Consider the following 14,334-nt stretch of genomic DNA (forward strand, 5'->3'; position numbering starts at 1 on the left):
TTCAGGCTCCCCGGACCCGGTGGCCGAACAGCCCCGACGGCTTGACCACCAGCATGATCAGCACGAGCACGAAAAGCGCCAGCGCACCTTTCGAACCGCCGAGATAGACGGCCGAGAAGGCCTCCACCATGCCGACGAGGAAGGCCGCGACAGTCGCACCGCCGACGCTGCCAAGGCCGCCGAGAATGACGATGAGGAAGGATGTTGCCAGCACGGGATCGCCGATATGCGGCGCGAGCGACAGAATCGGCGTGACCAACGCCCCCGTGAGTCCGGCGAGCCCCGTGGCGAGCGCGAAGGCCGCTGGGAACAGGACCGTGGGACGCAACCCTTGCGCCGTTGCAACGGCGCGATCATCCGCGAGCGCGCGCAGCGCACGACCGAAGTCGGTGTGATAGATCAGGCCGTAGACGGAGAGGATCGCGACGACGCAGACCCCGAGCACCACCAGATTTTCGATCGGCAGATAGAAGCCGCCCCCGCGAATGACGCCGGTCAGGGGAAAGCTGAAGGAGGGCGATTGCGGCCCGAACATCACGAGGATGCCGCTCGACATCATCATGTAGAGCCCGAGTGTGAGCATCAGCGTCGCCAGATGATCGTCGATCAGACGGTCCAGCACGAAACGCTCGAACAGATATCCGAGCGCCGTCGTGCCCAGCGCCGCACCGACCACCGCCAGTCCGTAGGGCACGCCGAGGTAGGTCACCAGCGAATATGCGAGATAACCTCCAAGAACGTAGAAGCCGCCATGCGCGAAGTTGACGACGCCGAGGATGCCGAAAATCAGGGTGAAGCCGAGGGCGAGCAGCGCATACTGCGCGCCCAGGCTGATGCCGATGAGGCCGGTGGCGACGAAGCCCTGCACTGGAAATCCGCTACTTGCCGCCGGCCGCTTCGACCCTCATCGTCGGCTGCAGCTTGCCATTCGTCACAAGGCCGACGCCAAAGGGGAACGACAGTTCCTGGTTAATGCCGAAGAACTCCTGCCCGATCCAGTGACCGGCTCCGAGATTCGGATCGCTCACCGGCAATGCGCGCAGCGCCTCGGCAACCTTCGCCGTATCGGTCGTTCCCGCCTTGGCGATGGCCTTGACCACCATGCGAGCGCCCGACACCCACTGGAAGAACAGATTGTTCTCGGGCCGCTCGCTGCCCATCAGCTTCTTGTAATCCTCCGCGATCTGCAGCGTCTTTTCGTCGATGACGACCGGCTCGTACCAGTAGAAGTCCTTCAGGACATCGTCACCGCCTGCGACACGGGAGATTTCGCCGTAACCCGGCCCTCCAAGGCGTCCGATCGGCCCCTCAAAGCCGGCCTGGCGCAATTGCTTGACCAGGATGCCCGCATCGCCGGGCGGCGATGAAGCGAGATCGACGGCCTCGGGCTTGGCATTCATGACGCGGGTGACGATCGGCCCGAAATTGGTGGTGCCGCGCTGATAGTATTCCTCGGTCGCGGCAATTCCGTTCTTCTTGTAGGCATCGGCATCGACGCTTGCGATGTCCGTGCCGCCCTGGTCGTTCGGCGCGACGAGCACGACGCTCTTGATGCCGAATTTCTGCTTGGCGATCTTGATGATCGGGTCGGCCCAGCCCGAGGGGCCAGGACCGACGTGGAACACCAGCGGCAATTGCGGCGACAGCGCATCCTTGGCGTAGCCGTTGCCCATCACCAGCATCGAATTGCGCTTGGCAATCGGCTTCACGCCGGTGAGTTCAGGCGAGCCGATCGGACCGAGGATGAACTTGACACCCTGCCCGGCCAGGGCGTTGGCCGCAGCGGCGGCACCTTCGGCGGTATACTTGCTGTCGATGGCAACGACGTTGACCTTGCACGGCGCGCCGCCGATCTTGATCAGACCGTCCCTGTTGGCCTCCGCGGCGACGAATTCGACCGCGCCTCGCAAGGCGAGGCCCCACTGCGCAGCGGGGCCCGACAGAACGCCAACCACCCCCAGCGTCAATTCCTGTTCAGCGGCAATCGCCAAGCCGTTCGAACCGGCAAGCACTGCACCAGCGGCCGCGCCGGACAACAGCAGGTCTCTACGCGTGATCCTCATGACGTTCCCCACCTGATTTTCTGCGGCTGTTTCGCCGCGTTTTTCCGAACGAAAGCTCGCACGATGGCCTTCGAGACCATCCGTCGCTCCACTCAGCGCGGCGCAAGCTAGGCGGAGAAAATGCGGCTGTCAATGAAACGTTTCATTGAAAATGAGCGCGCGGCCCCAATGCCAAGAATAAGTCAGTCAAACTTTTCGCTGCAGAATTGCGCATTTTTGCCGCGCACAAACTCGCGTTCGATCATGTCAGCATTTGCCCCCCATTCCTCAAACGATCCTCCGACGGCGAACCTTGGCAAATATATGAAACGTTTCACTTGAAATGGTCGGGCGGTCCCGCTACCGTTCGGGCCTGCTGCACAAAAAAATAAACGCTCGGGGAGAAAATCGATGATGCGACGCGCCGTGATGGCAGTGCTTGCCATGTTTGCCGTCCAGTACAGCCAGGGAGCTGCAGCCGAAGCACAATTCAAGCTGCGAGCGTCGCTCGACACGTCGGCGACACACGGGCGGACGGTGGCCGTCGGCGATTATCTGAAGAAGCTGCAGGAAAAATCCGGCGGCAGGATCGAAACCGAACTGTTCCACAGCGGGCAATTGTTTCGCGACCGCGACGTGGTGAAGGCGCTGCGTCAGGGCGCCGTCGAGCTCGCGGTCCCCGGCACCTGGGTGCTGACCGCATTCGTGCCCGACGCCGATGTCTTCCAGTTGCCGGCGTTCTACGGCCAGCCCTACCCGGTCGTCTACGCCGCCGCCGACGGCAAGATCGGCGAGATCATCAACAAGCAGCTGGAAAGCAAGCTCGATGTCCGGCTGCTCGGTCCCTGGCTGCAGCTCGGCTATCAGAACACCTACAGCACCAGCAAACCGATCCGCGACTTTGCCGATCAGGCCGGCATGAAGATCCGCAACTCCGGCGGCGCCGGACAATCGGCCCGCGCCAAATTCTTCAACGCATCGCCGAACGTGACGGCATGGCCTGATGTGCCGCTGGCGCTCTCGCAAGGTACGTTCGACGGCCTGAGCTCCACCGACGAGAGTCTCGCCAGCGCCAAGCTGTGGGAATCCGGCGTCAAGTACGGATTCGAGGATCACTCGTTCGTCGGGTTCTACGTGCCGATGATCAGCGAGAGCTTCTACAAGAAGCTGCCGCCGGATCTGCAGGCGATGGTCATCGACGTCTGGCGCGAAAACATTCCAGCCTACCGCCGCAGCATGGAGGCGGCGCAGAGCGAGGCGCGGCAGACGCTGGAGAGGAACGGCATCGTCTTCGTGTCGCCGACCGAAAACGCTCTTGCGGACGTTCGGTTGAAGATGCTGCCGTCGCAGGACGGCGTCGCCAAGGAATTGCGGATTTCGCCTGCCCTGCTCCAGCAGGTGAAGTCGGATATCGTGACCGCCGGGCATTGATCCGTAGCCCCATGATGAAGGTCTGGAACAGGATCGAACTCCTCCTGATCGGGGTTCTGGGCGCGCTCGCGCTGACGGTCGGCACCTTTCAGGTCATCGGCCGCTACGTGAACAAGAACTTTGCGTTCATCTACGGCGAGGAGGTCGTCGTCTACCTGACGGTCTGGGCCGTATTCCTGGCGTCGAGCCAGTTGGTCCGGACCGACGGCCATGTCCGGCCTGACGTCGTCCTGCGGCTGCTGCCGCCGCAGGGACAAAGATGGGTCGAAGCGCTCAACTGCTGCGTCGCGATCGCATTCTGCGCCGGCCTCGCCTATTGCGGCTTCGAGGTCGCCGACGTCGCCCGCAGCCTCGACGAACGCAGCATCACCGGCCTCGAATTCCCGATGTGGATCTACTATTCGGCGATCCTGACCGGCGCCGTCCTGATGCTGCTGCGCTACGTCATCAAGCTCTACCACCTCGTCTTCCGCTTCGATCCCGCCACCATGGTCATCGCCGTTCACGATCACTGAGCGGACGGCGACGCTTGCAGGCCTGCCTGCGGCCAATTTGAAATCGTCAACCGACTGCCGCGGCCCGGACCGGGATGCCGCCAGTTCCAGCGAGAACCGACGCGATGTGGACCCTGCTCTTCCTGCTGATGTTCTTCGGGCTGCTCTGCGCCGGAATGCCGATCTTTCTCGTGCTCGGCCTCTGCGCAGCAGTCCTGTTCGGCTTCAGCGGCCAGCCCATGGTGGCGATCGCACAGAAGATCGCCGACGAGATGAATTCCAGCACCTTGATGGCCTTGCCGCTGTTCGTCATGGCGGCCGCCTTCATGCGTCGCGGCGGCGTCGCGAAGGCATTGGTCGACGTCGCCATCGCCTGGTTCGGACAATTGCGCGGCGCGCTCGGCCTCGTCACCGTGGTGTCCTGCACGCTGTTCGCCGCCATCTGCGGATCGTCGGTCGCGACCGCCCTTGCCATGGGCACCATCCTGGTGCCGGCAATGATCGAACGCGGCTATCCCCGTCACTTCGCGCTCGGCGTGGTCGGCGCCTCCGGCACGATCGGCATCGTCATTCCGCCCAGCTTGTCGCTGATCCTCTACGGGCTGATCGCGGAGCAATCCGTTCCGCGCCTGTTCCTGGCCGGGATCCTGCCGGGCCTGCTTCAGGCCGTCATGTTCTTCGGATGGGTGTTCTATTATTCCTACAGATACGAACTGCCGCGCGAGCCGGCCGTGGCGCGCGCCAAGCTGATAAGCATGACCCTCAATGCACTGCCCGCGCTCTGCGTCCCGTTCATCGTGATGGTCGGAATCTACGGCGGGCTGATGACGGTGACGGAAGCGGCCGCCATCTCTGCCACCGTGGCGCTTCTCGTCAGCCTGTTCTTCTACCGCGGCTTTCAGTTCAACCAGACGCTCGACGTCATCGCCGAGGCGATCAAGAGCGCGGCCACGATCATGATCATCGTCGCGACCGCATTGGCTTTCGGCCACTGGATGACGGATTCGGGTATCCCCGCATCGCTGGTGAAGTTCACGCTCGACAACCAGCTTCACCCCTGGCAATTCCTCCTCGCCATCAACGCGCTGCTGCTGGTGCTGGGCTGCTTCCTGGAAGTCGCCGCCACGCTGCTGGTGGTGATGCCGATCCTGGCGCCGGCACTGAAGCCGCTCGGCATCGATCCCGTCCATTTCGCGATCGTCTTCACCCACAACATGGAGATCGCACTGGTTCATCCCCCGGTCGGCCTGAACCTCTATGTGCTGGCGACGATCTCGACGGCACCTGTCACCGAAGTGGTGCGCGGCGTCCTGCCGTTCCTCGGCCTGCTGCTGCTGTGCCTGGCGATCATCACCTACGTGCCGCAGCTGTCGCTTTGGCTGCCCAACCTGGTCTACGGGCCGGGCTAGCGCCGCTCGTCGCGCGCGATCCGGACATGGAGCAAAAGATGACATCGATCCACTGGGCCTCGGAGTTTTCCACGCTCGCGCTCCGCTACGGCGAACGGCCGGCGGTGATCGACGTTGAGGGCATGACCACTTACGCGGACCTGTTTGCGAAAGCCGCCGGCGTCGCACATGCGCTGACGGGCGCCGGCATCGGTCCGGGCAACGCCGTGGCAACGCTGTTCCGCAACGGCGCCGACGCCGTCGCGGCGACCTTCGGCGTGATGATGGCCGGTGCCGTCGAAGTCCCGATCAATCCGGCGCTCAGCGCGGCCGAACGCAGCTATTGTTTTGGCGTCGCCGACGTCCGCCTGCTGGTCAGTGGCGCGGGACTGGCCAAGGACATCGGCGCCGACGGGCCCGCGGTGCTGACGATCGACAGCATCAAGCAGGTCGCGATCGATCCGGCCGTCTTCCAGCGCGTCGCGAGCGGCGCGCCGGCGCGCGTCGTGTTCACCTCCGGCACCACCGGCCGCCCGAAGGGGGCGGTCCACAGCCAGATCGGCCGCTGGACGGCGAACATCCTGCTGCGGGCGAATTTGCCGTTCCAGCCCGGCGCCGGCAGCAATGTGCTGCTGATGACGCCGTTCTCGCACGGCTCCTCGCTGATGACGCACGCCTATTTATCGTCGGGCGCTTCCGTCACGCTGCTCGACGGCGTCGATCCGCCGACCGTCCTCGGCATCCTTGAACGTGGCGAATGCGACGCGATGTTTGCGCCGCCGACCGTGCTCGCGAAGATCGTCGCGGCCGCCGGCGAGCGCAAATTCTCGTCGCTGCGCACGATCTTTTGCGGCACGGCGGTGCTGAAGCCGACGCTCTACGCGCGCGCCAGGGAGATGTTCGGCCCGGTGGTGCGCGTGACCTACGGCAAGAGCGAGGTTTTCAATCCGATCGCCGTGCTCGAGGCCAACGAGACCGAGAGCTGGTATGCGTCCGGCGGCGATGATGCCTGTGTCGGCTGGCCAGCCTCCGGCGTCGAGATCGTCATTCGCAACGAGGCCGGCGAATTCGTTGCGCCCGGAGAGAGCGGCGAAATCCTGATCCGGGCGCAGCACCTCATGATCGGATACCGCACCGAAGCGGGCTTCAATCCGCTTGCGCCCGACGAATTTCACGACACCGGCGATCTCGGATATTTCGATGCAGATGGTCGGCTGCATCTCACCGGCCGCATGGCCGACGTCATCAAGTCCGGCGGCTACAAAGTAGCGCCGGACGAGGTCGAGCGACTGCTTGCGCCGGCGCTCCAGCCGTCCGACGTTGCCGTGGTCGGGATTCCATCGGACTATTGGGGCGAGGTCATTCTTGCCGCCGTCGAGAATCCTCCTGCTGACTGGGAGGAACGTCTCCAGGCCGTAGCAAAGACCATGACGGACTACAAACGCCCTCGCCTCATGATCGCGCTTGACGAGCTTCCTCGAAATGGAATTGGCAAGGTTCTTCGCGGAGCCATCCGCGCTGATCTGCTCTCTCGCTTCAGGATAACCGGTGGCCCGCGACCACGGCTCGAGCCACGCGAATAGGATAGTGTGCACCTTTCGTTCATTGGCAACTTCGCACATCCGTCCTGGAAATAGTCAGTGGAGCCACTCAAACTCCCGACACCGTCACCGTTGTTCTTGAGTCTCTTGGCGATCGGCCGAATGCTCAGCTCTGCTGAGGCAACTCCAAGGTGGTCTTCGTTAGATTCTTGTTGACCTCCCGGTGCACACGTCGTGCACACGTGCCCCACCAACTATTTGAAAAAATTGAACTCTCGCTCCAATCCATCATTGGACCAACTGAGCTTCTGCGGCTAGGCTTTTCCAGGGTCGCATGTGCATGAATTGGACGCAGAAATCGGGTCTTGAGATTCTCAGTGCACAGGTCAGACCGCGACGAGAGCGCACTCTTCACTCGCAGGCTGTACTCGGCTCTTGAGCCGCATTCGAACTGATAAGCTTTTACGTCTTTCCTTATCAGTCGACCAACTGACTCCGTTTTGTTAGAAACCTTATCAGTCCGCTGACTGACTCCATTTCGTATGAAATTTTATCAGTCTGGGAACAGAGTGATTTCTGCGAAGGTTGATCGCGAAGCAGGACAGGAACAAGCGCGCGTGCGCGATCTATGGCATTGGCGCGACGAACCTGCTGTAGAGCTCGTGAAAACGGCGTGAGGCGCGCCAACTTCGCTTGCAGCACGACCAAAACTTAGGAAAGCTGGTGGACAGTCTCTTTACGCTATTCTTTTCGAGACATCCGCTTCTTGGTGAGCTCCTCATGATGACGTCTCGGTCCGCGAGATATCTTGTGCCCAATGGCGAAGGAGCACGCCGAGAGAAGCTCTCAAACCAAAAGCCAGGAGGCGGCCAGCTCCTGAGCGCCAAAATCCAACAGCCTTCGCGCTCGTGCCCCCTACATACACGGAAAATTTTCCGCGGAAAGCACCAGTCAGTCCGACGGCGGCCCAAGGCCCAGCTCGGGTATCCTGTCTCTCAGTGGATCTTGGAAGTCGAACAACATGCGCCCTGGAATCTTTCTGATTTCGAGATTTTCGATCAGAAATGCTCGGACGCCAAAGTGGCCCTTGAATTCTTGCCGCACCTTGCCCCAGTCGGAGAATGCGCAAAAGTTCTCCGTCGAAATTGCACAGGGTTGCGCGGGAGGATTCTTCTGTGAAAAGCCCAGCGGGTGCCAATCACGGTAAAGCCCGCCGACGAGGTCCTTGGCAGCGTATTGACCGCAGAAGAAAGTCTGCGCCAATTCACAGTAGTGGGGATAGAAGCGCTTAAAGTTATCGAGACGGTACGACGGAATACCCGTATCGCCGAATTCCCTAAGTTCGTCCTGATTCAGCTTGCCAGGCTTGAGAAACCGATCATCCGGCGCGACACCGGCTTCGACCTTGCTGACTACTTGCAGAAGACCGCGTGCATTGGCGGGATACAGGCCGACCTGCAGGGGAAAGATGACCGCCGATACGCGATAGCCGCCGATCAATCCGATGCCGAACAGATCGAGCGCTTCCTTTACGGTATAGCCCTTCAACTCATCGTAGTCAGCAACAAAGGAATATTTCTGCTTCGGCGGCCCCAGTTGCGTCAGCGCATCGATACCCAGGGCGTCATCCGCCGGACTACGCGATATCAGGCGAATGACGTAGCGGACACGTTTGTTCTCTGCGAGATCGTCGATGGCCTCATTGCTCGGCTTCTTTCGAATGGGGTCCTGGGATACGTAAAACAACGCAAGCGACGGACCGGCCGCAGAGAAAATCAGGCCACCGACCAGGCAGACGAAGAATGCCACCTTGAAAAACGAGGTCACCTCCTCCGGCTTCGACTTGATCGCGATATACGCAAAGACGCTCGTGATGAGCAGCAGGATCAGCCCGACGGCCAAGAGCGCCACCGTCGAGGACGAAGCGAGCACGAAGCTTAGGACCTGAACGAACCCGTCAATGACTTTGTCCATTTGACTACCCTTTCATTGGAGCCATCCCGCAGCAATGCCGTGCGGCCCACACGCAGGCCTTCGAAGGGGTTGGCGTGCATCGATGGAGTCAGCGACGTCCGCAGCTTGCAAGGCTCCATCTCCCTTTCGCGGCACATCGCCGTCCGGCTTGCTCACTCCGCGGTTCACTTCGCGTTGCTCGTTTCTCCCGAGAAATCAGGGAATCCCGCGCGGCGGCGATTCTCTGACCGAAAACGTCGGTGCAGTAGCTCCGGCAAAACACGACGCCACACAGCATGACGGCGATGCTGCCGCGGACGTACCACTGGTCTTGCATGGCCGCCATCATGGACGCACCTCACCGCCCACAATTGCGCTCTGAACGGTGAAGCCGGCATCGAGCAACGATCCGGATGGCATTGACGGGATGTCGAGCGGCTCGCCGCTGCGCAGGAGCGGCGCGCCAATCCCCCGTCGCAGGCGCTTTTCGCGGCGCGCCCCGAATGGCAGCTTGAACTGGCGCGGTGTGGTCATGCCGGTGTCGAACTGCTTGGAGAGGTTCGGCGCGCTGAGCTGGCTCCATCCGGTGATGAGATCGTAGACGCCGATATAGCCGCCGGGCAAAAGCTGCAGTGGAGCTTGCAGGTGATTGCAGAAATCGTAGCGGGCGGCGGTCGAGTTGGGGTGGAACCAGGCGGGGAACACGAAGTCGGAGACCAGGGAATCGCCGATCGTATATCCGTAGCCGTCATCCTCGCAGGCATCGCACACCTCGTAGGCGAGGATCTGCGAGTGTCCATTCTGAACGCTGACGCAGCAGCGGTCCATCCAGGGATCCGCCAGCATCTCCAGCAGCTCGTGGCTCGCCGTGACGGTCCATCGATGGCCACTTTCGGCGTCTGTCCGGGCGAACACCTTGCCGAGCGGCAATCCGTCCGGCGTCAGGTCGTGGTAGCCGACGGCGTTGGCCTGGTCGGCATCGTCAAGAAAAACCAGCCACCAGGATCCGTCGCTCGGAATGCCGTCAACCTTGGAACGGAATTGCAGATTCGCATCCATGGCCCACACTGGCGCGAAGTCGCGGCTGATCTGGGTCTGCAGGTCGCGCGCGGCACGGATCACTTCGTCATCCGTGAGCACGGTCGAGATATTGAAGATGCTGATGCCCTGCATGGTCCTGATCCTCGTTGCAAAGATGCCAGGGCCGTCACCGGCCCTGGCCAGTCTGGGAGGTTGGTTTCACATCGCCGCGACGATCGGGACGACCACGCGGGCGATATCGAAGAGACCCTTGTCGGCAAAGGTGTCGGTCCGGGGGAGGCCAAAGCGATTGGTGACCCGGTCAGGCCCGAAATCATCGAACAAGCTCTTGCTGGCCGCGCCGTTGCCACCCTTGGCCTGTAGGCTCGCGATGATCGGCACCACGATACCTGCAACACGGCCGACGTCATCGATAAAGTCCTTGTTGGTCGCGCCGTTGCCGCTGGTGACGGCGCCCTTGGTCTGTCCGGTGACGAGCGGAACAACCTTGCCCGCGATATCGACAACCCGAGCGACGTCGTTGAGGAAGTCTTTGTCCGTTGTGCCGTTGGCGACGGCACCCTTGCTTTGCAGGCCCGCGATGATCGGTATCACCGTGGCCGCAATGTTTGCGACACGGCCGACGTCGTCGAGGAAGTCCTTGTTCGCCGCGCCATTGCCGTTGGCGACGGCGCCCTTGCTTTGTAGGCCCGCGATGATCGGTGCCACCGTGGTCGCAATGTTCACGATACGGCCGACGTCGTCGAGGAAGTCCTTGTTCGCTGCGCCATTGCCGTTGGCGACGGCGCCCTTGCTTTGCAGGCTCATGACGATCGGCAGCACCGTGGACGCGATCTGGCCGATGTCGAAGCCCTTGTCGGGCGCAGAGCTGCCGGCGCCGCGGCTTTGCAGCATGCTGATCAAGGGCACGGCGATGCGAATGATGTCACTCAGATCTTTCTGTTGGATATCGGATGGCACTTGTAATCCTCCTGTCATCAATAGAAATGTTGCAATGACCCGTGCGACGGCTTGTTGTTCGCTATCGCGCTGGTCGGTGTGGGTCGACGCAATAGTCCGGTCTTGTACTGACGCTGTGCCTCCTTGTGCCTCGTTGTGCAGAATGAATTCCTGACCCGCCAGTGCAGCCGGCTGTGGCGGGCATTTCAGCATCGGGGTCTGCTTGATCGCGATCTCGCGCAGCCGCTTTCCTGCCGCCTCGATCACGGCCTGCGACGACGGCGCCGCTCCGAGCGAGCCGATCGTGCTGGTCAGCGCGTAGGTGAACGCTGACATTCCCCGGGTCTGTGAGGTGGAAGCGGCAGCCGTCTCGTCCTCGAGACAGGCCGATACCAGGATCGCCTTGCTGTCGGTCTGGCGCAGTTGCGCGATCTGGAATGCTGCGCCCTTGGCCATGCTCAGATTGTCCTGCAGCGCGGCCGCGGGTGCCGGCGTGAGATAGCCGAACGGGCAGAAAGCAGTCGCCGCGGCGACGTCGTCGCGGTGAGACTCCACCTCGCGCGGATCGAGCGAAATCCAACGCTTCAGCTTGCCGACTTCAATCTGCCCGTTGGCCCTAACGAACAACTTCTCCATACCGCCCGAGAAGCAGGCATCCGTGATGATGGTGAGGACGCCCGGCGGCACGCCCTTCATCAGGCTGGCCAGCTCGCTGTCCTCGAAGAACTGGGCGTCTTGGCTCACCAGCGCACTTTCGAGCACGCCGTTGCGCACGGGCCGGTAGCCATGTCCGGAGAAGAAGAACACGAGGCGGTCGGAAGCGTCGCAATCGGCGACGAGTGATGTCAGCGCACCGACCAGGTTCGCCTTGGTGGCGTCCTCGTTAACGAGCACCACCTGGTCCTCGAACCCGAACCCGGCCTTCAATAGCGACGCCATCGCGTGGGCATCGGCCACGCAGCTTGGAAGAGCATTGGGCGGGGGATAGTTGTCGATACCGACAATCAACGCCTTTCTTCTCGCGGCGGGCTTCGAGCCATTGGTGAGCGCCTGGGAGGACGTTACCAGCCCTTTTGGCTTGGTCGGATTTTCGGCTGCCTGGGTCATCGGTTCTCCCTCCTCGCTGCGGTCACTTCCGTTGCGATGATGTCCGGGACAACACTACCCCTTGCAGCAGCTTTCGTTGCGTGAGTTAAACGTGAATTGCAACTCGCGCCTTGACGTCTTCGAGGTCTCTTGGATGAACGGTCGCGCATGGCGACATACGAGCGAAAGCGGTGGCTTCTCGGCCTTGCCGCGAGACTCGCGTTCAGTTTTCGTCGAGCAAGGTGAGGTCCAGACCCGGCTGCCAGTGCGGTGGAACGCGTATGGCGCCCAGTCTCGCCGTTGTCGGCTCGTCGGCATCGCCGTCGTACCCCCGCAGCAGATCGCGATAATTCTGCGTCTCGGCCTGGGCCACACTGGCGTCATCGGCCGTGACGAAGGCGGTCGCAAGCTGTCGTGCCACGAAAGGTGCCGCGGCGCTGGTACCCTGCACAAGCGACAGCGAGCCGCTGCGATTGCCGGCCGCCCAGGTCCCGCTCAGCACCCTGGAGCGATCCGACATTGAAGCGCACGCGACCTGCGCCGACAGTCCGGTCTCGCCGCGCGTGCCCGCGGAACTATAGGACGCCGGGCGCGCGTATTTCAGGGAGGATCCCACTCCGGCACCCAACCTGTATCCACCAACGATCAATGAGGTCTGACCGGTCGCAAGGCCGCTCAGACTCCCGAAGCGCTTCACCTCCGATTCGAACGTATCGGTCTCCTTCAAATCGCCTTGCGGCGTGTAGTGGACGTTGTCTGCATGGTCGAAATAGCTCTGCCGGCTTCCCGAACGAAGGCTTTCGGGATCGTCTGCCCGCTGGATCCAGCACTGAATTGGCAGCTTGAGCGGCCCTGCCGCATCGCCGCGAGTCACGACGACAGTCCATCTGCCGGCTTCCATCGCCGGCAACGAGGCATCGTCCGGCTCGGTCGGCGCCATGACGACAAGAACGCGCCAGCAATCCCCGCGATGACAATCGGCGCTGAGCTCACCCGCCGACTGCCCGCTCTGGTTCTGCAGGCCGCTCGTACGCCTGGGATCACCGGGCTGACCTTTGTATATCGGATCGGGAGTGACGCTGATCGTCTGCCGCACTTGCCCGAACGGATCGTGTAATTCGACGACGTATTTTGACGGATCGATACCCTTGGCAAACCATAGCTCGAGATAGCTCGAGGTCCGATCGTTTGGCTGAATCCGCCAATACAACTCCGCACGATTGTCCTTGAAATCGGCCTCGCTGATCCTCGCATGCATGGCGTCGAGAAAGTTGTTGCCTGAGGGCAGCACCAGCGCTGTCGGACTGCCGGATTTGCGGCGCAGTTGGACCATCTCGTTGATCGCGGCTTCCAGCTCGGTGCCGCCGTCGTGCCGCCCCCCGGAAAACCCGTAGCTGAAATTGATTACAAGCCGGACGTTCTCGATGCAGTATCCCTTTGCGATCCGGTCGGCGCGGTCAAAGATGTAGTGGAATGCCGAGAGCATATACATGTCCTTGCCGAAGCCCGACGTATCCCAGGCGATCGTGTTCGGCAATTGCACCGCGATGACACGGATTTCTTCCGGCGGCGTCTCCCCCCGCTCCTCTGCATATCCCGTACCCAAATCCATGACATGCGCGCCATGAGTGGCGTGGCGATTGATCAGGCTCCCCAGGTCGTCCCGGTCCGTTGTCGCGCCAGCCTCGCGGTAGAGCTCATCTTCATCGCCGCCGAATTGATCGATCAATTCTTCAATTCTCTCGCGGGTGTATTCGCGGCCGAACAGCACGCTGTGCTGCTTGTCGCAGATCGTGGCTGCCTGCAACCAGCAGAACTCCACGCGCGTCCGCGCTCCGCTTGCATCGCGAAAATTGCGATGCGCAAACGGCAGTCCGTCGTCGATGACGGCGAAGATCGTGATGCGCCGGTCGCCGATACGCCCGCGGAGACCTTCGTCCGGACACCAATCCGGCTCTTCCGGATCCCGTCCCTGGTCGGGATGCATGGCCCGCCGCGGTATCGGAAACGCGATGCGCGCGCGCGATTGCTCGATGTCCACCAGCAGCGGATTGAGCAGTTGCTTGAGACCCGTACCAAGGAGTAGCCGAAGGCTTTCGAGTCCGTCGATACGACCGGACGGATTGTAGACGACAAATGGCCGAAAATGCAGATATTGGGGGTTCCATAGCGTTGGATTCCAGGCGAGCCGTTGTGTTGTCCCGATCCCGGTCGTTCCGCCACCCGCTGCCGCAGCGGCATCGACCGTCTTATCAAACTTGATTTCCGCAAGCGCCGTAATGAACTCAACGTGCTCGCGCAGCGCCGGAAAGGCATAAGCCCTACCGTCGCCGAAATTCCAGGTTTCGTAGGGACCCAGATAGATCGGAATGGGCTCGTCATGGGGAGGCGGATCGTCGTGCGTTTCGCCATTGGACAT

Annotated in this window: 11 protein-coding genes; 4 read left to right on the forward strand and 7 right to left on the reverse strand. The window is 61.9% G+C overall.

Annotated elements, in window-relative coordinates; translation table 11 throughout:
* Position 1: 1 nt before the first annotated feature.
* The 3 genes from UNPF46_RS15550 to UNPF46_RS15560 all read right to left on the reverse strand — a co-directional run bounded on the left by UNPF46_RS15550 (position 2) and on the right by UNPF46_RS15560 (position 2,488).
* Positions 2-868, reverse strand: coding sequence for a branched-chain amino acid ABC transporter permease (locus tag UNPF46_RS15550; RefSeq protein WP_142250572.1), 867 nt, complete (start codon positions 866-868; stop codon positions 2-4).
* 10 nt (positions 869-878) lie between these two features.
* Positions 879-2,063 (reverse strand): ABC transporter substrate-binding protein, encoded by a 1,185-nt coding sequence (locus UNPF46_RS15555; protein WP_142250573.1) that lies wholly within the window; start codon positions 2,061-2,063, stop codon positions 879-881.
* 182 nt (positions 2,064-2,245) lie between these two features.
* Entirely contained in the window at positions 2,246-2,488 is a 243-nt protein-coding gene (locus UNPF46_RS15560; protein ID WP_142250574.1) for a hypothetical protein, read from the reverse strand.
* On the opposite strand from UNPF46_RS15560, the gene dctP reads away from it, so the two are divergent.
* From dctP to UNPF46_RS15580, 4 genes are all read left to right on the forward strand, one after another.
* Positions 2,454-3,473 (forward strand): TRAP transporter substrate-binding protein DctP, encoded by a 1,020-nt coding sequence (gene dctP / locus UNPF46_RS15565; RefSeq protein ID WP_142250575.1) that lies wholly within the window; start codon positions 2,454-2,456, stop codon positions 3,471-3,473. The genes UNPF46_RS15560 and dctP overlap by 35 nt on opposite strands.
* Before the next feature lie 11 nt (positions 3,474-3,484).
* On the forward strand, positions 3,485-3,988 hold the full coding sequence (locus UNPF46_RS15570) for a TRAP transporter small permease (RefSeq protein ID WP_142250576.1): 504 nt from the start codon (positions 3,485-3,487) through the stop codon (positions 3,986-3,988).
* A gap of 104 nt (positions 3,989-4,092) precedes the next feature.
* Complete coding sequence (locus UNPF46_RS15575; RefSeq protein ID WP_142250577.1) at positions 4,093-5,376, forward strand: TRAP transporter large permease; 1,284 nt, start codon at positions 4,093-4,095, stop codon at positions 5,374-5,376.
* A gap of 38 nt (positions 5,377-5,414) precedes the next feature.
* A complete protein-coding gene (locus UNPF46_RS15580) occupies positions 5,415-6,938 on the forward strand; it encodes a class I adenylate-forming enzyme family protein (RefSeq protein ID WP_246668664.1) in 1,524 nt (507 codons plus the stop codon).
* A gap of 909 nt (positions 6,939-7,847) precedes the next feature.
* On the opposite strand, the gene UNPF46_RS15585 is transcribed toward UNPF46_RS15580, so the two are convergent.
* From UNPF46_RS15585 to UNPF46_RS15600, 4 genes are all read right to left on the reverse strand, one after another.
* Complete coding sequence (locus UNPF46_RS15585) at positions 7,848-8,870, reverse strand: hypothetical protein (protein ID WP_142250579.1); 1,023 nt, start codon at positions 8,868-8,870, stop codon at positions 7,848-7,850.
* A gap of 324 nt (positions 8,871-9,194) precedes the next feature.
* Complete coding sequence (locus UNPF46_RS15590) at positions 9,195-10,022, reverse strand: hypothetical protein (protein ID WP_142250580.1); 828 nt, start codon at positions 10,020-10,022, stop codon at positions 9,195-9,197.
* A gap of 66 nt (positions 10,023-10,088) precedes the next feature.
* Entirely contained in the window at positions 10,089-11,936 is a 1,848-nt protein-coding gene (locus UNPF46_RS15595) for a caspase family protein (RefSeq protein ID WP_142250581.1), read from the reverse strand.
* A 202-nt stretch (positions 11,937-12,138) separates the two neighbouring features.
* Entirely contained in the window at positions 12,139-14,334 is a 2,196-nt protein-coding gene (locus UNPF46_RS15600) for a S8/S53 family peptidase (protein WP_142250582.1), read from the reverse strand.

This window comes from Bradyrhizobium sp. UNPF46, assembly GCF_006658625.1.
In the GTDB taxonomy this organism is placed as follows: domain Bacteria; phylum Pseudomonadota; class Alphaproteobacteria; order Rhizobiales; family Xanthobacteraceae; genus Bradyrhizobium; species Bradyrhizobium nitroreducens.